Source organism: Brucella sp. HL-2 (genome assembly GCF_025846885.2).
Classification (GTDB): domain Bacteria; phylum Pseudomonadota; class Alphaproteobacteria; order Rhizobiales; family Rhizobiaceae; genus Brucella; species Brucella quorumnocens.
Genome location: NZ_JAOYTK010000001.1, coordinates 52,634 through 71,243, shown reverse-complemented (window position 1 = coordinate 71,243; position 18,610 = coordinate 52,634). Strand labels below are relative to the sequence as shown.

Sequence of the window (18,610 nt, the reverse complement as noted above, 5' to 3'; positions counted from 1 at the left end):
GATAGGTTGCCCAGCCGTAAAGATGCGAAATTGTATTTTTCTTGGCGTTTTTACAGGAAATTGAGTAAGCGGTATAAAACAGCCCTTAATTACGGAAATTTTCATGTCGCGCCCAGAGAACCCTATTCAGCTTGCCGTTATTGGAGCCGCCCATGGCATACGCGGCGAAGTCCGGGTCAAGACATATACCGACGACCCGCTGGCGATTGCCGACTATGGCCAGCTCTATGATGCACAGGGCAAAGCCTATGAGGTGCTTGAGGCACGTTCGGCCAAGACTGTGGTGGTTGTACGCTTTAAAGGTGTTAATGATCGCAATGCTGCCGAAGCGTTGAACGGAACCGAGCTTTTTATCGATCGTTCGCAATTGTCGGATGATGATCTTGATGAGGATGAGTTTTTTCAAACTGATCTGATTGGCCTTGAAGCACTTGATGCAGACGGCAAGTCTTATGGCGTTGTCAGTGCCGTTTTCGATTTTGGCGGTGGCGATCTGATTGAACTGAGCCTCAAGGGCAAGCGCCCCATGCTGATCCCTTTCACGGAAGCAGCAGTACCGGAGATCGATTTTGAGGAAGGCACGATACGTGTCGATCCGCATGCGGCGGGGTTGATCGCGGACGAAGACGACAATCCACTTCGTGAAGATAACAAGCCCCAGAGCGAAAAGAAGCGGCCGAAGAAATCATGATCGATCTGCCTGAGACGGATAGAGCCGAGCAAACATTTCATGCTTCCGTTCTGACGCTTTATCCCGAAATGTTTCCCGGACCATTGGGTATTTCTCTGGCTGGCAAAGCACTCGCCGAAAGCACATGGTCGCTTGATACGGTGCAGATCCGTGATTTTGCCGAGGGCAAGCACCGCATGGTTGACGACACACCTTCGGGTGGCGGGGCAGGCATGGTGATGAAGCCGGATGTTGTGGCGCGTGCGCTTGATTCGGTCGCGGATAATCGCCCTATGCTGTTGATGAGCCCGCGCGGTGCGCCACTGACGCAGAAGCGCGTGCGTGAACTGGCGGACGGTCCGGGTGCGATTATCCTTTGCGGACGCTTTGAGGGCGTGGACGAGCGGGTGATCGAAGGGCGTGAGCTCGAAGAAATATCGATCGGTGATTATATCCTTTCGGGTGGCGAGACAGCGGCAATCGTATTGCTCGACGCTATTGTGCGTCTTCTTCCGGGCGTCATGGGCAATCGCGAATCGGGCGAAACGGAAAGCTTCGAGACCGGACTTCTAGAGCATCCGCATTATACGCGCCCGCAGGTTTGGGAAGGGCGATCCATCCCTGAAATCCTGACATCCGGGAATCATGGCGCGATTGATAAATGGCGGCATACTGAGGCTCTACGCATCACAAAGGAACGGCGTCCTGATCTTTGGGAAGCCTATCGAGAGGCCAAACGCAAATGAACCTGATCCAGCGGCTTGAAAGTCTTTCCTTAGCGCTGCTGGCGCTCGGCGCTTACTGGATCAGTGGCGTGAGCTGGTGGCTTTTCGCGATCCTTATTCTCGCGCCGGATCTGTCGTTCTTTGCCTATCTGAAAGGCCCACGCACAGGTGCGGTGGTTTATAATATAGCGCATAGCTGGATTGGCGTGGTGCTGCTGTCTGTGCTGGGCTGGGTGATGAGCTGGCCGCTTTGCTTTGCGATTGCTCTTATCTGGGCCGTACATATTGGCGTGGATCGTGCGCTTGGGTTTGGTCTCAAATACGGGACCGGCTTTAATGATACCCATCTTGGGCTTATTGGCAGTTGAATAAAAATGCCCGGTGAATGCCGGGCATTTTTTGTTTAACGATCAGGCCATGTGGGGCTTTGCCACGGACTGTTGTTGTGCAGCGGATTTACGGAGCACAAAATAGACGCCACCACCAATTGCGACACCAAAGAACCAACCATAGGTCGCCCACCATGCAGGCAGGATATTGGTCGTCATCGGCAGGATCGATGAGAATAGTGCGCCAATTCCAAAAGCGATAAACGCTTTGATGTGCCAGCCATTTTGGAAACGGAATTCCCCATTCTCCTGATAAAGGTCGGCAACGTTTATCTTGCCACGGCGCAACAGATAATAATCGACCATCATGATGCCGAAAATCGGACCCATGGTAGAGCCTAGGAAGTTCACAAAATGTGCTGCACCCGTTTCCCATGGTGCGAACGGATAGAGAATAAGCGCGATCAAGGCCGCAATTACACCACCGCGTTTGAATGACACTTTCTGTGGGAAGGTGTTGGAAAAATCGAATGAAGCTGACACGAAGTTTGCAACCACGTTGATACCCAGCGTCGCTACTGTGAAGGTCAAAGCTGCTAGAAGCGCAAGGAACCAGCTGTCAAATTTCGCAGAAATCTGGTCAGGATGGAGAAGCACTTCACCGTAAACCGTAAAGGCGGCGGTGGTCGTTACGCCTGCGACGAGACAGAATGCCAGAAGGTTGACGGGCAAGCCCCAAAGATTGCCACGGCGCAGAGAAGCCTCATCCTTCGCGTAGCGCGAGAAGTCGCAGAAGTTGAGATAAAGTGCTGCAAAATAGGTGATCCAGGTTGCCGAAACAGCAGCAAGCGCTGCAAAGGAGCCAGGTTCGCCGGTGACACCCGCATCCTTGGTCTTTTCAAGAAGGATATCGCGTGGAATTTCGCTGCCGAACGAGAATGTGCCCGACTTGATAAGAAGATAGATCGCAAGGATCAGCATCATTATCCAGACCGCGGGGCCTGCCCAATCCTGAAATTTACGTACCGTTTCCATGCCACGCTGGATGATGAGAAGCTGGGCTGCCCAGACCAGAACGTAGCACATGACTTCCAGTGTCGAATGGCCAAGCATGTGGCTGTTCTGATGGAAGGCGAGAACGCTTTCATTGCGAATGAGGAGGGCGACGATCGCCCCGGATGCGGCGGCAGTCTGCGCACCATACCAGAAACAGGCAACGATGCCGCGTACGAGTGCTGGAAAGTTTGCGCCGAAAGTTCCAAACGATGCGCGCGCCAAGACCGGAAATGGCACGCCCGTTCGCACACCGGCATTGCCCACGAGGCTCATCAGAAAGAAAATCACCAACGATCCGATGCCAATGGCGATCACAAAATTCAGGAAGCTGCCGCAAAGAAGAAAGAGACTTGCGGCAAGATAATAGCCCCAGAGGCTATGCACGTCCGATGTCCAGACGTTGAAAATGCTGAATGCGCCCCATTTTCGGTCTTCAGCCGGTGCTAAGTCCTCATTATACAATGAGGGTGATGGATTTTTGATAGTCATTTTGTCCCCATTTTAGTAGTAGCTTATTGAGATTGTTTGCAATTTAATCTCTTATTGTTGACAATAAGAGTGGCACAGTCTTGGACTACTGGCTACGAAAATTTCTGACAGGGCGTGACAAGTTGATGGCGATGCTGTATGAGCCTGCCAGTTCGGGGAAATCCGACATCGTAATATCCGGTTCGGGCAAAGCCCGAGACGTCCGTAAACCAATAAATGGTGTACCGCTCCTGCCTGATTCTTTGGGCATAGCCGCAAGGCCAAGGTTGCTTGGCGGCAAGTGCAGAGCGCTCTGACTGTTTGAGAAGAATTCAGAAGGAGTCAGACGATGACCGACATCATTCGTCAGCTTGAAGCCGAACAGGCAGCAAAGATCGCTGAAAAGCGCACACTTCCAGATTTCCAGCCAGGCGACACCGTTCGCGTTCAGGTTCGCGTTACCGAAGGTACACGTACCCGTGTGCAGGCCTATGAAGGCGTTTGCATTGCCCGTTCCGGCGCTGGCATCAACGAAAATTTCACCGTTCGTAAGATTTCTTACGGCGAAGGCGTAGAGCGCGTATTCCCTGTTTATTCGCCAATCGTAGAAGGCGTTGAACTGGTTCGCCGCGGTAAAGTCCGTCGCGCGAAGCTTTACTACCTCCGTGGCCTCACCGGTAAGGCTGCTCGTATTGCTGAAAAGAAAGACAACCGCACCAAGGCCGAGCGTGAAGCTGACAAGCTAGCTGCAGCTGCCCAGGCGCAGGCTGCCAAGACCGCTGCTGAATAAGTTTTGAAGCAGAGATCTTTAAAAAGGCGGCCATTGGCCGCCTTTTTTGTTTGCCAAAATCAAAATGCTTCGCATAATATCGCGCATAATTTTGCCTAAATCACGCAAGATTATTACTGCGACACCCTGTTGCGGTTTCGCTTTCTTGACGAAACGCCAAGGTGAGTGCATATGACAGCTCAATTAAGAACTATTCAAAGGAACTCTCGCAATGAGCGCGCCGCGTACACTTTATGACAAGATCTGGGACGACCATGTAGTGGATCAGCAGGACGATGGTACCTGCCTCCTTTATATTGATCGCCATCTTGTGCACGAAGTGACAAGCCCGCAGGCTTTTGAAGGTCTGCGCTTGACCGGCCGCAAGGTGCGCCATCCAGAGAGAACACTGGCTGTTGTCGACCACAACGTGCCGACCTCGCCTGACCGTATCAACGGCATCAAGAACGAGGAAAGCCGTATTCAGGTCGAAGCTCTGGCCAAGAACGCTGCTGATTTCGGCGTTGAATATTATTCCGAGCGCGACAAGCGTCAGGGCGTCGTCCATATTGTTGGACCTGAGCAGGGCTTTACACTGCCGGGTATGACGATTGTCTGCGGCGACAGCCACACGTCGACGCATGGTGCTTTCGGTTCGCTTGCACACGGTATCGGCACTTCGGAAGTCGAACATGTTCTGGCCACCCAGACACTGATCCAGAAAAAAGCCAAGAACATGCTGGTGCGTGTTGATGGTGAGCTGGCCCCAGGCGTCACCGCCAAGGATATCACGCTTGCGATCATTGGTGAGATCGGCACGGCTGGCGGCACAGGCTATGTGATCGAATATGCCGGTAGCGCCATTCGCTCGCTGTCGATGGAAGGCCGCATGACGGTCTGCAATATGTCGATTGAAGGCGGCGCACGCGCCGGTCTGATCGCACCTGATGAGACGACCTTCGCTTACATCACAGGCAAGCCACGTGCACCAAAGGGCGAAACCCTTGATCAGGCGATTGGCTACTGGAAGACTCTGCATTCGGATGAAGGTGCACATTTCGACAAGATAGTCGAACTGGATGCTGCCAAAATCTCGCCAGTTGTTTCCTGGGGCTCATCCCCGGAAGACGTGGTGTTCGTCACCGATATCGTACCTAATCCTGATGAGATCAAGGACGAAACCAAGCGTGCATCGAAGTGGCGTGCGCTCGACTATATGGGCCTGAAGCCAGGCACCAAGATGACCGACATTACGATTGACCGCGTCTTTATCGGTTCCTGCACCAATGGCCGTATCGAAGATCTGCGTGACGCTGCACGTATGGCGAAGGGCAAGAAAGTTGCCGCTGGCGTAAGCGCAATGATTGTTCCGGGTTCGGGTCTTGTGAAGGAACAGGCAGAAGCCGAAGGTCTCGACAAAGTCTTCATCGAAGCTGGTTTCGACTGGCGTGAGCCGGGCTGCTCCATGTGCCTTGCCATGAATGATGATCGGCTTAAGCCGGGCGAACGTTGCGCATCGACCTCAAACCGCAACTTTGAAGGCCGTCAGGGCTTCAAGGGACGCACGCATCTGGTTTCGCCTGCGATGGCTGCTGCCGCTGCTATTGCTGGTCATTTCGTGGATATCCGCGACTGGAACTAAAACACGTCGCAGTTAAATGGATTCATTTAACGTTCGCGAACATGCGGCAATTAAATGAATCTAGAGCGAGCACCATGGGTGCAATTAAACGCGACACGTTCTAATCGTTCTTTCGAGAGATTTTGAACAAACTTGAAAAAAGCCGCCGGAGTAATCCGTCGGCTTTTTGTGCTTAGGGCACTGTCTGAAATGAAAGGTTTACGTGCTAAATTAGCTGCATTTTTATGCTTTGAATGTATAATGCGTTAGAGCGCCGTGCGCCCTCTTGGCGTACAGAGGACGTTCTACTTTATTTAATCTATGCATCGGTCCAAGAGTATATATCGATTTCTGGAAAACGCGATGCGTGGGGTTGGCAAATGCTTCTTCAGCTTGGCTGAAACGAGCGGTCTTGTCGGGTAATCGGATCGGGGAATGCGGACCTATAGGAATGGTCCGTAGGCGTATGCCGGAAAGCGCGGATGGACGGAGCAGAGTTCATACTCCTGATCAATATGACCGTTTCGGGTCTGTTTGTGTTTACCTTTCTCGGTATTGCGGCCTTTGCGCGCGACAATGCTGCTGCACCGGTTTTTGCAATGGGCTTCGTTTTCGCGATGCTCTACTTCCTCACAGAACTGCTGATCCCATCGATCCCAAATCAGAAACTTGGCTATATGCTGGCCTTTGGCGCTTATTTCATGACGCTGGCCTGTCTGGTGATTGGACTTGCGCGCATGTACTCTTCGACGGTTCCATGGTGGCCGCTCGGGTTGCTGCTGATCGGATCACTGTCGCTGGTCTATGGCATTTACGACATTGCACGCAGCGAGATGATTGGCCAAATTCTGTATCAGTCGCCTTATTTCCTGACATTGATGCTTGCCGTCTGGGTGATCATGCGCGGGCGCTCAAACACGCGTGCACAAAATCGACCGTTTGGACGGTCCTGGGGCGCGCTTGATGGGCTCATGGCGGGGCTGTTTACGATCAGCGCCATTCATTTTCTGATCAAGCCAGTCTTGGCCTCGCTGGTGGGTGGGGTTGGTGTTGATCCGAACGACTATGTTCGCACTGACTATGCGCTGCTGGTGCAATCAATCGGGGCAGGGCTCTCGGTTGCGGCGGGTTTGCTACTTTTGCTGAGTCTCATGGGTGAATTGATTTCCGACGTCACGTTGCGCTCGGAAACGGATCAGCTTTCGAGCCTTCTTAATCGACGGGGGTTTGAGTTCCGGGCAGAAGCTGCAATTGATAAATCAAAGCGTGTTCGACAGGCACTCTCGCTCATTGTCTGCGATATTGATTACTTCAAGTCGATCAACGACACCCATGGACATGCGCTGGGCGACCGGGTGATTGCGGCTTTTGCCGATGAATTGCGCCGTTCGGCGGCCTCCAAAGGTGGGATTGCTGCGCGCATGGGCGGCGAGGAGTTTGCTGTTCTGCTTCCCGGCCATACGATCCAATCGGCATGGCGGTTTGCAGAAAGGGCGCGCCTGGCCTGTGCCGATATCACACTTCCCGGTGTTTCGGGCGATGTTGCCTTCGCAGTGAGTTTTGGTGTTACGGAAATGGAGTTTGATGACTACTTTTCCGATGTTTACAAGCGGGCCGACGGCGCGCTCTACGAAGCCAAGAAGAATGGCCGTAATTGTGTTCGCACAGCGCTACCGATGATGCTCGATGACAATGTGGTCGAGTTTCGGGGCATCAACAGTGGCCGCAGGCTGAGCTGATTTCGCATGCAATGGGCTTTACTTTTATACCAAGGCGCTAAGACGCTAACCCATCACGCCTTGATAAAGTTCAAGCGCCACTCGGGCTTAATCAAAGCCTAATGAGTTTCACTCGATACACTTTGGTATGGGCAGGGCTCTTGTCTACGCCCAGCACTTGTTTAACATTGAGATGTTTCCGATTTCAGGAAATATATTTTGAGGGAAAGATTGCTCATGACCGTAGATCATGCCGTCGATATAGCGCTTCTTCATCTGCGCGATGCCCACGAGTTCGCGCCGCTGCTTGCAAGCTATGCGCAGGCATTGAAGCGCGGCGCGCCGCGTCGTCCGGACGAGTTTTACGCGGAGCATTTGTTGCAGGACCGTGCTACCGAAATTCTGGGCGCTCGCGTTGACGGCGATCTCGTTGGTTTTGTGATCTTCTATGATCTCCCCGAGCCGGTATCGGGGCTTCGTGCAGGGCAGGTGGATCATATCTATGTGCATCACGATCACCGCGGCAAAGGCATCGCCAAGGCGCTCATCGATTTGCTGGCCGACAAGGCAGAAGAACGCAGCTGGTCGAAGCTGGTGCTCAATGCGCCGCGTGTACCCGAAGATGGTCGTAAGCTTTATGAGCAGATCGCAACTGCTGCCGACTGGTCGAGCTATGTGATTCGCTTCGGCAACTAGGCCTCATCCGCAAAAGTGGATGAAATTACACATGTTTTTGGGAATCCCGGTCTTCAATCGTTTAAATTCCCAAATCACGCGAAAGTGTCGCCCGGGTGCGACCAATTGTTAGTCTTTTCGTGAAAAAGCTTCTTTGACGTGATGGTAAAAGCGCAGTAGAAAGCGCCACATAGGGTCGTGCGACACGATCAAGCCACATTTTCTGGGTCGTGCCGGCGCAGGATCGAAAATTCTGTTCCCTGCGTTGTGAGCGACATCGAACTCGGTTTTGAAAAACCGGCCATTCGTTTCATTATGCCAAATAAAACTCCGGCACTATGAAATGGGTAGAAACGTCAGGGAAGCCCACGAGAGCCATGACACAACCGACCGTTACGCGTCAGCGTCCTTTGTCGCCACATCTGTCGATTTATCGACCGAAAGTCACGATGACGATGTCCATCATTCATCGTATCACTGGTGGCGCGCTTTATTTTGGAACCCTTCTGCTTGCTGCATGGCTGATCGCTGCTGCAATCGGCGAAGATGCATTCAACACGGTGAGCTGGGTTTATAATTCCTGGATCGGCTATCTGGTGCTGTTTGGCTATACGTGGGCGCTGCTGCACCATCTGGCTGGCGGCATACGCCATTTCATCTGGGACATGGGTGCCGGACTTGAAAAGCACACGGCCAGCAAGATTGCATGGCTGACGCTGGCCTTCTCGCTGCCTGCGACGATCCTTGTCTGGGTTGTTGCCTTCGCGGTGCGCTGAAAGGAATTCTGACATGAGCGATATGCGTACGCCTCTCGGCAAGGTTCGCGGTCTGGGGTCGGCCAAGGAAGGCACCGGCCATTTCTGGTTTCAGCGTATGAGTGCTGTCGCGCTCGTGCCGCTTGTTTTGTTTTTCCTTGGTCTGGTTATCTCGCTCAATGGCGCGAGCTATGCGGAAGTGAAGGCCGTTCTGGCACATCCTTTCACAGCGCTCGTGATGGCGCTGTTCGTGCTGACCGGTGTCTACCACATGCGACTTGGCATGCAGGTCATTATTGAAGATTACATTCACGGCGAAGGCCTGAAGGTCCTGCTGGTTATGCTCAACACCTTCTTCACGGTTGTTGTTGGCGTTGCCTGCGTTTACGCGATCCTCAAGCTGAGCTTCGGAGGTTGAGAGCCTGATGGCTAGTGCAGAAAACAATGCAGCCAGTGCTGCGGGCGAAAAGTCCTATACGTTCGTCGATCACAAGTTCGATGTCGTCGTCGTTGGTGCCGGTGGTGCCGGACTGCGTGCAACGCTCGGCATGGCCGAACAGGGTCTGAAGACGGCTTGCATCACCAAGGTTTTCCCGACGCGCTCCCATACGGTTGCGGCGCAGGGTGGTATTGCGGCTTCGCTCAAGAATATGGGTCCGGATAGCTGGCAGTGGCACATGTACGATACCGTTAAGGGATCGGACTGGCTGGGCGATACTGATGCCATGGAATATCTGGCGCGTGAAGCGCCTGCCGCGGTCTATGAGCTGGAACATTACGGCGTTCCTTTCTCGCGTACCGAAGAAGGTAAGATTTATCAGCGCCCATTCGGTGGCCACATGCAGAACTTTGGTGATGGTCCGCCGGTACAGCGCACCTGCGCTGCTGCTGACCGTACCGGCCACGCCATCCTGCACACGCTTTATGGCCAGTCGCTTAAGAATAATGCGCAGTTTTTCATCGAATATTTTGCGCTCGATCTGATCATGACTGACGGCGTCTGCACCGGTGTTGTTGCCTGGAACCTCGACGACGGTACGATCCATCGCTTTTCCGCCAAGATGGTGGTTCTGGCGACCGGTGGTTACGGACGTTCCTATTTTTCGGCTACTTCTGCTCACACCTGCACCGGTGACGGTGGCGGTATGGCGGCACGTGCTGGTCTGCCACTTCAGGATATGGAATTTGTTCAGTTCCACCCAACCGGTATTTATGGCGCAGGTTGCCTGATTACTGAAGGCGCACGCGGTGAAGGCGGCTATCTCGTCAATTCCGAAGGTGAGCGCTTCATGGAGCGTTATGCGCCTTCCGCCAAGGATCTTGCTTCGCGTGACGTTGTCTCGCGCTGCATGACCATGGAAATCCGCGCTGGTCGCGGCGTTGGCAAGAACAAGGACCACATCTATCTGCATCTTGACCATCTCGATCCGGCTGTTCTGCATGAACGTCTGCCGGGTATTTCCGAGTCGGCCAAGATTTTCGCAGGCGTCGATGTGACCAAGGAACCGATCCCGGTTCTGCCGACAGTTCACTATAATATGGGTGGCATTCCAACCAATTATTGGGGTGAAGTGCTGAACCCAACCTCGGAAGATCCAGACCGCGTTCAGCCGGGCCTGATGGCTGTTGGCGAAGCAGGCTGCGCATCAGTACATGGTGCCAACCGTCTCGGCTCCAACTCGCTGATCGATCTGGTGGTGTTTGGCCGCGCGGCTGCGATCCGTGCAGGCGAGGTCATCGACCGCGCCGCCAAGATCCCTGATATCAACGAAGCCGCTGTTGAAAAGATCATGGATCGTTTCCATCGCCTTCGTTATGCCAACGGCTCGACGCCGACCGCAGAACTGCGCGAGAAGATGCAGCGCACCATGCAGGAAGATGCTGCCGTGTTCCGCACGGATGAGTCGCTTAAGCAGGGTGTCGCGCGCATGTCGGCAATCTGGAAAGAACTGCCCGACATTAAGGTCAGCGACCGTTCGATGATCTGGAACTCCGATCTGGTTGAGACACTGGAGCTGGAAAACCTGATGGCAAACGCGATGGTGACAGTCGTTTCGGCTGAAGCCCGTCACGAAAGCCGCGGTGCACATGCACACGAGGATTTCCCGGACCGTAACGATGCCGAATGGCGTAAACACACCCTGTCGTGGCTGTCGCCAGATGGCGAAGTGAAGCTTGATTATCGCCCAGTTCATCTCGATCCGCTGACGACCGAGGATGAAGGCGGCATCAGCTTGGCCAAGATTGCGCCCAAGAAGCGCGTTTATTGATCGAGGGAATGAGCAATGGTTGAACTCGCACTTCCCAAAAACTCCCGTATGCAGGAAGGCAAGACCTGGCCGCGTCCAGATGGTGCCAAGAATGTAACGGAGTTCCGTATTTATCGCTGGTCGCCGGATGATGACGCAAATCCAAGCATCGATACCTATTATATCGATCGCGATGATTGCGGCCCGATGGTGCTCGATGGTCTGCTCTATATCAAGAACAAGATCGACCCGACGCTGACGCTGCGCCGTTCGTGCCGTGAAGGCATTTGCGGTTCCTGCGCAATGAACATCGATGGCGCAAACACGCTCGCCTGCACCAAGGGCATGGACGAGATCAAGGGCTCCATCAAGGTTTATCCGCTGCCGCATATGCCGGTGGTGAAGGACCTTGTGCCGGATCTGAGCAACTTCTACGCCCAGCACCGTTCGATTGAGCCTTGGCTCAAGACGGTTTCGCCTGAGCCGCAGAAGGAATGGCTGCAGAGCCACGAAGATCGCCAGAAGCTTGACGGTCTTTACGAGTGCATTCTCTGCGCTTGTTGCTCGACCTCGTGCCCGAGCTACTGGTGGAACGGCGACCGCTATCTCGGTCCAGCTGTACTGCTTCAAGCCTATCGCTGGCTGATCGACAGCCGCGATGAAGCCAAGGGCGAACGTCTCGACAACCTCGAAGATCCGTTCCGTCTCTATCGCTGCCACACGATCATGAACTGTGCGCAGACTTGCCCGAAGGGTCTCAACCCTGCCAAGGCGATTGCCGAGATTAAGAAGATGATGGTCGAGCGCCGGGTCTAAATCCTGCTCTGATAAACGAATACGAAGGGAGGCTTAGCCTCCCTTTTCTTTTATTGATCTATTGGCAGAGACTTGATCTTTGCCGTTTCGCCGATATCTGATCTATTCAGTAGAGTTCACCGCTGCTTTGAAGGTCTTTCATGCTCGATCATATCGGTTTCAACATTTCCAGCATGCCTAAATCCCGTGCATTTTACGATGCGGCTTTGTCGCCGTTGGGCATCACTCGGGCGATGGAATTCGGTGAGTGGGTCGGTTATGGCCGCAACGGCAAGCCGGAATTCTGGATCGGCAAGCAAAAAGGCTCAAAACTTGAAGGCGTGTTGCATGTAGCTTTTTCGGCTGGCACGCGATCTGAGGTTGATCGCTTCTATGAGTCAGCACTTGCAGCAGGCGGTCGTGACAATGGTAAGCCCGGGCTGCGTGAGCACTACCATCCGGACTATTACGCGGCCTTCGTGATTGATCCCGATGGGCACAATATTGAGGCTGTCTGTCATTTGCCGGAGTAAAAAAGCGGCATAGCGCGCCGTGCGCCCGGCTGGGCGCACAAAGGTCACTCTGCAGTTTAGTGCGCATCCCGAAAAGTGAGAAACGGTTTTCGGATAAAGATGCTCGTTAAAACAGATAATTAGAGCGGCCGATCTGATCCAATCAGATCGAAACGCGCTCTAAATTATAGAGTGGCCTGCTTTTTGTGGAGTGATCGCTCAGACGAGCTTCGCATCCAAAGTTACTTCAATCGCGCCCAGTGCCTTGGAAAGAGGGCAGGATTCCTTTGCTTTCTTGGCAAGGCTCGCAAAGTCGTCTGCTGAAATACCGGGTATGGTGGCGCTGAGTGTTAAAGCGCTGCGCGAGATTGAAAAACCACCGCTGGAGGCAGGGCCAACCGTTACAGCAGCGGTGGCTTCCAGCTTCTCAGGTGGCGTGCCGTGCTCTGTCAGAAGTGCGGAAAGCTGCATTGCGAAGCAGCCTGCATGTGCCGCTCCAAGCAGTTCTTCAGGATTGGTACCAGCGCGCCCGCTTTCGTCTTCAAAGCGTGCCTTGAAATCGTAAGGCAAATCTTTCAACGCGCCGCTTTGCGTGTTGAGCGTGCCTTTGCCGTCCTTGAGTGTACCTTTCCAGACCGCCGTTGCTTTTCTGTCCATGGGAAACTCCTCTGTTTGGGGTAACACCTCACATAGGGCGTCTTGCCATCGCTTCCAGTGCTGGCTTCAGGCGATCTTCCTGTTTGTGTGTGTGGCCCATGCGAGGGACAGCATCAGCACCATCGTAATGAGCATATTGAAAAAGAAGCGGTCATAGGGCATCGGAAAATAGACGAACTTGCCGAGCATTCCGATGAACATGGCGAAGATAATGCCATTGAGCCGCGGAATCGTCGTGTTGATCCCGGCTCTCGCCATTGCCGCCCAAGCAACCAGCGATACCAAAAGGATTGAAGGCCAGCTTTCAAGATACAGAGCCAAAATGATCCCGCGAACATAGGCTTTGACGAGAAGCGCGAGTGAGAAGTCTGGCTTGAAGCCAGCCATTGAATGCTGCATTTCGATGCAGGTGAAATAGAGATGCGCCCACCAGCCGGTATGCCCGGTGTGACTTGATATAACGAGGCCTATGATCACCGATGCGACGAATGCTGCGAGCAAGGGGAGTTTGCGCCAGCCAAAGAGCACCGCAGCAATCAGCAGGGCAAAAATCATAATTATATTATCGGGCCTGATCGTGAATGACAGAACGAGCAGAATAGATGCGAGCCAGTCGCGCTCTTTCAACAGAGCAAAAATGGCTGCAAAGGAAAATGCGGCGAGAACGATGTCCGGAAAGACTGCCGAGGTCATTGGTCCAAAGCCTGCCAACAGAAGGGCAGGTCCGACTAGAAGACCGGCTTGAAGGGCGTTATAATAGGCAAGGATCGCGAGGATAATCAGACCAGAAGCAATGGCTGCTGCAAGACTGATGAGATGTCCTCCCAGGACGAGTCCTGTATAGGGTTCGATCAGACGCAACATTTGCACGTAACCGACCTTGACCCTGTACATGATGAGTTGTGACTGAAAGTTATCGGGACTTTCCCATTGGGCGCGACGGTAATCACCGGCGTATTTCAGAGCGTTGATCTCGTTTTGCGAGGTCGCAGCTGCGACCTGTCGCCATGTTTCGTCATGAAGCGCTACGGCATCAGGATAACGATCCTCTATCGCGGTGGCGATATAGGGGATCATGTCCCAGTTGTTGTCCGGTTTCGAGATGGAATAAATCACGGTGACAGCGATGGCCACCAAAACAGCAAGCGCGCCTGCAACCTTGGATAATCGGTGCAGCAATTCTGCTGAAAATAAGCCGCTCTGCATGCGGACGGCTTTGTCGATCAATCTGTCATCCGTATGCATATGCTCGCGAGTCCCCCGACGCCTAAGCTCGTGCGTGCTTTTTTCTAGCAGACGTTGAAGCCTTTGCCATCAGGAAGCATTGCGTTATTCCCGAAAAGTGAGGGTCCTTTTTCTGGACAGACTCTATCTATTTGTTTTGACGCATTTCTGAACGCAAAACCGGTTCCCAATTTTGCTGGAAATGCTCTAAATCGCTTCACCCTGCAAAAGACGTGGCGTATCGCCTGAAAGGCCAGCTGCCTGCTTGATGAAGAAGGATTTGAGGCTTGGCACGCGGTCAACAAGGCCAAGGCCGATGTCGCGGATCGTGCGAATAGCGGGATTGTCGTTGGAGAACAACTTGGTCAGTACATCGGTTGTGACACCCATCTGCACGGTGTCGAAGCGACGCCAAGCCTGATAGCGTTCAAGGGCCGCAAAGGAGCCAATATCGAGCCCAAGCCGATCTGTTTCGACAATCACTTCGGCAATGGCTGCAGCATCGCGGAAGCCAAGATTGAGGCCTTGGCCGGCAATCGGATGGATGCGGTGCGCAGCGTCACCGACCAGCGCAAATCGTGGCTTCACGAATTCACGCGCCAGTGTAAGTCCGAGCGGGAATGCGCGGCGCGGGCCTTCGACTGTCAGTGCACCAAGGCGATGGCCGAAACGCTGCTCAAGTTCGGCTTCGAAAATGAAATCGTCTTCACGAATCAGCCGTTCGGCATCTGCCGTGCGTTCTGTCCACACGAGCGAACTGCGGTTGCCGGTAAGGGGGAGAATTGCGAACGGACCGGCAGGCAGGAAATGTTCATCGGCGCGGCCCCCATGCGGACGTTCATGAGCGACGTTGCAGACAATGCCGGACTGGTCATAATCCCAGTTGACCGTCTTGATGCCAGCGATGTCACGCAGGCGCGACTTTGCGCCGTCGGCTGCAATCAGCAGGCGTGTGATGAGCGTTTCGCCATTTGCCAGCTTGACAGTGACGGATTCGGGATTGGTTTCGAAATTCTCGACACTCATGCCTTCGATAAAGGTGATGCCGAGTTTATCTGCCTGTTTGTGAAGTGCGGTGTTGAGAACACGGTTTTCAACCATATGCGCGAACGGCTCACCGGGGTTAACGTCGCCTGCAAAGGTGAGGTACACAGGGCGGACAGGATCGGATGTACGGGAATCGGTGACAACCATTTCGGTGATGGGCTGGGCGTCGGTGACGATTTCCTGCCAGCAGCCAAGCTTGTCGAGCATCCGAGAGGCAGCGGCAGCAATGGATGACGCGCGTGGATCTTTTTTCCATGCGCCAGCTGGGGCGCCGTCAATAACCTTCACAGAAAGATGAGGAGCGGCAGACTTGACGGCAACAGCAGTCACAAGCCCGACATAGCCGCCACCTGCGATGATGAGATCGTTCTTGTCGGTTGTCTTTTGATTGCTATCTGCAGACATCGCTCGTTCCTTTCGGATATTCAGATCAGCCTTCGGTGAAGCAAAGGCTTCCACTTGACAGTTTCTCTTGTGCAGGCACAAACAGTTCACTGAGAATATATTGCCTATATAGGATTTCAGGAGACAGGCTGTCCATGTCCGATAATGAAAAGACTGGGTCCAATAATGAAAAGCCCAACAATGAGAAACCGGGTGTATTGAAAAGCGAACAAACCGCGGCCATGCAGCAGCTGCTTGTAACGCTTGATCTTGAAACGCTTGAAATGGATCTTTTCCGCGGCAACAGCCCGCAGGTTGGCTGGCAGCGCGTTTTCGGCGGGCAGGTGATCGGTCAGGCGCTGATTGCTGCACAGCGCACGGTCGAGCCTGATCGGCAGGTCCATTCGCTGCACGGATATTTCGTGCGCCCCGGCGACCCGTCCATTCCGATTGTCTATGAGGTCGACCGTATTCGCGACGGCTCCAGCTTCAATACCCGCCGTGTGCTGGCCAAGCAGCACGGCAAGGCGATATTCACCTTGTCTGCGTCCTTCCAGATCGATGAAGAAGGTTTGAGCCATCAGATCGATATGCCGAAAGACCTGCCGATGCCGGAGCAATTGGTGGGCGATCATGATCTGAAAGAAAAGTATCTCCATCTGGCCCCTGCAGGCGTGCGCAAATACTGGGAGCAAGAGCGGCCGATTGAAATCAAGCCGGTTTCGCTCAAGCATTATTTTTCACGCGAAAAACTCCCACCCAGCCAGCATGTATGGGTGCGGGCGCGCGGCATCGTGCCCGACGATCGCGCATTACAGGCGGCAATTCTTGCCTATCTGTCAGATATGACGCTGCTCGATACGTCGCTGCATCCGCATGGGCGCACTATTTTCGACCGCGATTTGCAGGTGGCGAGCCTTGATCACGCGATGTGGTTCCATCGCCCTTGTCGGCTCGATGACTGGCTGCTGTACACGCAAGATACGCCAAGTGCTTCCGGTGCGCGCGGTTTCAATCGCGGCGCGCTTTATACGCGTGACGGTCTTTTGATTGCGTCGGTTGCTCAGGAAGGGCTTATTCGCGTGCACGAAAAAGATAAATGATTATATTTTAATCATCGATAAAGTCGACGATTAAATTTTATGCATTTACGAAGTGGCTTGATCCAGCATGAAAAGCAAAAGCTGAATCCGATGAATCACTTAGAGCGGTTTTTCTGTCATCAGGAAGCCGTTCAATTTTTTTATGCTGATATTTTTTGCGAACTCGGTGCAACTTCCAAGCTTCACCAAAAAGCCCGGACTTTGGGCGAAAACTCCGTAATCAGCGCCATGTTTCCATCCGTTGTTGCGCAGTGAATACAAGAAAAAACGTATTTGAGCGGGGCTGCCCAGTGCAACTGGCACGATTTTTGTTTCTCTCAGTCTGAACCGGTCTTTTCAGCGCAGACGCGTTTGAAGCCGCCATTCGACGGAGATACTCGATGCTCATAACAGGAAGATTCAAGCAAACGGCTTTGGCCACCTTGCCAGCACTGCTCGTTCTTGCAGGAACGGCACTGGCGCAGGATGCAGCCGCAACCGCTCCGACCCCGACCCTTGATACCGGCGATACGGCCTGGATGCTGACTTCAACCGCGCTCGTGTTGATGATGACCATCCCGGGCCTGGCGCTGTTCTACGGCGGTATGGTGCGCAAGAAAAACGTACTTTCGACGGTCATGCAGAGCTTTGCCGTCACCTGCCTTATGTCGGTTCTATGGATGGTCGCGGGTTATTCGCTGGCCTTCACGGATGGCGGCTCCATGAACCCTTATATTGGTGGTCTCTCCAAGGCATTCTTCTCCGGCGTGACGATGGACTCGCTCACGGGTACCATTCCGGAATATCTCTTCATCGTCTTCCAGATGACCTTCGCGATCATCACGCCAGCACTTATTGCTGGCTCGTTTGCTGAACGCATGAAGTTTTCGTCCATGCTCGTCTTCCTGACGCTGTGGCTCTTCATCGTATATATCCCAGTGGCTCACTGGGTTTGGGGCGGCGGCTTCCTCGGTTCTGACGGCGTTCTCGACTTTGCCGGCGGAACGGTTGTTCACATCAATGCCGGTGTTGCTGGCCTTGTTGCAGCGCTCATCATTGGCAAGCGCGATGGTTACGGACAAACCAATATGGCGCCGCATAATCTCGTTCTCTCGGTTATCGGTGCAGCCCTTCTGTGGGTTGGTTGGTTCGGCTTCAATGCGGGTTCAGCTGCCGGTGCAAACTCCCTTGCAGCTGTTGCCATGCTCAACACGCAGGTTGCGACCGCTGGTGCGGCTCTCGCCTGGATGTTTGCGGAATGGGCGATTGCCGGTAAGCCAAGTGTTCTTGGCATTATTTCGGGTGCTGTTGCAGGCCTGGTTGCGGTTACCCCTGCTGCTGGCTTCGTCAATCCAACGGGTGCGCTCATTCTGGGCGTCATCGCAGGTGCCGTCTGTTATGTTGCAGCCGTCAAGATCAAGCATGCGCTTGGCTATGACGACTCGCTTGATGCATTCGGTGTCCATGGCGTCGGCGGTTTTGTCGGTGCGATCCTGACGGGTGTCTTTGCTGACGCGACGATCAATGCAGCCGGTGAAGGTGCAACCGTTGGCAAGCAGTTCTTTGGCGCTGCGATCACCGTTGTCTACACAGCAGTTGCAACGGCAATCATCCTTTATGTGGTCAAGGCCGTTATGGGGCTGCGTCCAAGTAAGCAGGCCGAAATGGAAGGCCTCGATATAGCTTTGCACGGCGAGTCTGTTCAGTAGAACAGGTTTGTCTCAACAGGAAAAAGGCGCGGGAAACCGCGCCTTTTTCATTACCACTTTTTGTTCTCTCGCATCTCTCCTGTTATTTCTTTGTGTGGAAGCCTGCATGGTTAATGTGGAATTAACCATCGCCCCGTTAGGATCGCCCCGATTCATTGCGCCCGA

General features: G+C 53.7%; 19 protein-coding genes. 15 read left to right on the top strand and 4 right to left on the bottom strand.

Annotated elements, in window-relative coordinates; genetic code table 11:
- The first annotated feature begins 103 nt into the window (after positions 1–103).
- From rimM to OIV19_RS00355, 3 genes are read left to right on the top strand one after another with little or no spacing between them, the layout of a single operon-like run.
- Complete coding sequence (gene rimM / locus OIV19_RS00365) at positions 104–691, top strand: ribosome maturation factor RimM (protein ID WP_151092430.1); 588 nt, start codon at positions 104–106, stop codon at positions 689–691.
- Positions 688–1,416 carry a tRNA (guanosine(37)-N1)-methyltransferase TrmD gene (gene trmD, locus OIV19_RS00360; protein WP_264230381.1) on the top strand — a complete coding sequence of 243 codons (729 nt, stop codon included), beginning with the start codon at positions 688–690 and terminating at the stop codon, positions 1,414–1,416. The genes rimM and trmD overlap by 4 nt, the downstream gene beginning before the upstream one ends.
- On the top strand, positions 1,413–1,763 hold the full coding sequence (locus OIV19_RS00355) for a DUF4260 domain-containing protein (protein ID WP_264230380.1): 351 nt from the start codon (positions 1,413–1,415) through the stop codon (positions 1,761–1,763). Before trmD ends, OIV19_RS00355 begins: the two co-directional genes overlap by 4 nt.
- Positions 1,764–1,805: 42 nt before the next feature.
- On the opposite strand, the gene OIV19_RS00350 is transcribed toward OIV19_RS00355, so the two are convergent.
- Complete coding sequence (locus tag OIV19_RS00350) at positions 1,806–3,269, bottom strand: NCS1 family nucleobase:cation symporter-1 (RefSeq protein ID WP_095447614.1); 1,464 nt, start codon at positions 3,267–3,269, stop codon at positions 1,806–1,808.
- A 328-nt stretch (positions 3,270–3,597) separates the two neighbouring features.
- Between OIV19_RS00350 and rplS the strand changes: the two genes are divergently transcribed.
- The 9 genes from rplS (at position 3,598) to OIV19_RS00305 (ending at position 12,363) form a co-directional block, all read left to right on the top strand.
- Positions 3,598–4,038 carry a 50S ribosomal protein L19 gene (gene rplS, locus OIV19_RS00345; protein WP_095447613.1) on the top strand — a complete coding sequence of 147 codons (441 nt, stop codon included), beginning with the start codon at positions 3,598–3,600 and terminating at the stop codon, positions 4,036–4,038.
- 211 nt (positions 4,039–4,249) lie between these two features.
- Entirely contained in the window at positions 4,250–5,659 is a 1,410-nt protein-coding gene (leuC, locus tag OIV19_RS00340) for a 3-isopropylmalate dehydratase large subunit (RefSeq protein WP_095447612.1), read from the top strand.
- Between the two features lie 461 nt (positions 5,660–6,120).
- Positions 6,121–7,377: a GGDEF domain-containing protein gene (locus tag OIV19_RS00335; protein WP_264230379.1), complete on the top strand. Its 1,257-nt coding sequence runs from the start codon at positions 6,121–6,123 to the stop codon at positions 7,375–7,377.
- Between the two features lie 216 nt (positions 7,378–7,593).
- Positions 7,594–8,052, top strand: coding sequence for a GNAT family N-acetyltransferase (locus tag OIV19_RS00330; protein ID WP_024898536.1), 459 nt, complete (start codon positions 7,594–7,596; stop codon positions 8,050–8,052).
- 356 nt (positions 8,053–8,408) lie between these two features.
- On the top strand, positions 8,409–8,807 hold the full coding sequence (gene sdhC, locus OIV19_RS00325; RefSeq protein ID WP_095447609.1) for a succinate dehydrogenase, cytochrome b556 subunit: 399 nt from the start codon (positions 8,409–8,411) through the stop codon (positions 8,805–8,807).
- Positions 8,808–8,820: 13 nt separating this feature from the next.
- Positions 8,821–9,204 carry a succinate dehydrogenase, hydrophobic membrane anchor protein gene (gene sdhD / locus OIV19_RS00320; RefSeq protein WP_264230378.1) on the top strand — a complete coding sequence of 128 codons (384 nt, stop codon included), beginning with the start codon at positions 8,821–8,823 and terminating at the stop codon, positions 9,202–9,204.
- Between the two features lie 7 nt (positions 9,205–9,211).
- On the top strand, positions 9,212–11,056 hold the full coding sequence (gene sdhA, locus OIV19_RS00315) for a succinate dehydrogenase flavoprotein subunit (RefSeq protein WP_264230377.1): 1,845 nt from the start codon (positions 9,212–9,214) through the stop codon (positions 11,054–11,056).
- Between the two features lie 15 nt (positions 11,057–11,071).
- The gene (locus OIV19_RS00310) at positions 11,072–11,851 is read left to right on the top strand and encodes a succinate dehydrogenase iron-sulfur subunit (protein ID WP_007872174.1); all 780 of its coding nucleotides are present in this window, start codon (positions 11,072–11,074) and stop codon (positions 11,849–11,851) included.
- A 140-nt stretch (positions 11,852–11,991) separates the two neighbouring features.
- The gene (locus OIV19_RS00305; RefSeq protein ID WP_095447606.1) at positions 11,992–12,363 is read left to right on the top strand and encodes a VOC family protein; all 372 of its coding nucleotides are present in this window, start codon (positions 11,992–11,994) and stop codon (positions 12,361–12,363) included.
- Positions 12,364–12,561: 198 nt separating this feature from the next.
- On the opposite strand, the gene OIV19_RS00300 is transcribed toward OIV19_RS00305, so the two are convergent.
- The 3 genes from OIV19_RS00300 to OIV19_RS00290 all read right to left on the bottom strand — a co-directional run bounded on the left by OIV19_RS00300 (position 12,562) and on the right by OIV19_RS00290 (position 15,675).
- The gene (locus tag OIV19_RS00300; protein ID WP_264230376.1) at positions 12,562–12,999 is read right to left on the bottom strand and encodes an OsmC family protein; all 438 of its coding nucleotides are present in this window, start codon (positions 12,997–12,999) and stop codon (positions 12,562–12,564) included.
- 66 nt (positions 13,000–13,065) lie between these two features.
- The gene (locus tag OIV19_RS00295; RefSeq protein ID WP_264230375.1) at positions 13,066–14,226 is read right to left on the bottom strand and encodes a hypothetical protein; all 1,161 of its coding nucleotides are present in this window, start codon (positions 14,224–14,226) and stop codon (positions 13,066–13,068) included.
- Between the two features lie 204 nt (positions 14,227–14,430).
- Complete coding sequence (locus OIV19_RS00290; RefSeq protein ID WP_264230374.1) at positions 14,431–15,675, bottom strand: ubiquinone biosynthesis hydroxylase; 1,245 nt, start codon at positions 15,673–15,675, stop codon at positions 14,431–14,433.
- Between the two features lie 221 nt (positions 15,676–15,896).
- On the opposite strand from OIV19_RS00290, the gene tesB reads away from it, so the two are divergent.
- The 3 genes from tesB to OIV19_RS00275 all read left to right on the top strand — a co-directional run bounded on the left by tesB (position 15,897) and on the right by OIV19_RS00275 (position 18,445).
- Positions 15,897–16,757, top strand: coding sequence for an acyl-CoA thioesterase II (tesB, locus tag OIV19_RS00285; protein ID WP_264230643.1), 861 nt, complete (start codon positions 15,897–15,899; stop codon positions 16,755–16,757).
- Positions 16,758–16,814: 57 nt separating this feature from the next.
- Positions 16,815–17,012, top strand: coding sequence for a hypothetical protein (locus tag OIV19_RS00280; protein WP_095447602.1), 198 nt, complete (start codon positions 16,815–16,817; stop codon positions 17,010–17,012).
- Between the two features lie 125 nt (positions 17,013–17,137).
- Positions 17,138–18,445: an ammonium transporter gene (locus tag OIV19_RS00275; protein ID WP_264230373.1), complete on the top strand. Its 1,308-nt coding sequence runs from the start codon at positions 17,138–17,140 to the stop codon at positions 18,443–18,445.
- The last annotated feature ends 165 nt before the right edge of the window (positions 18,446–18,610 follow it).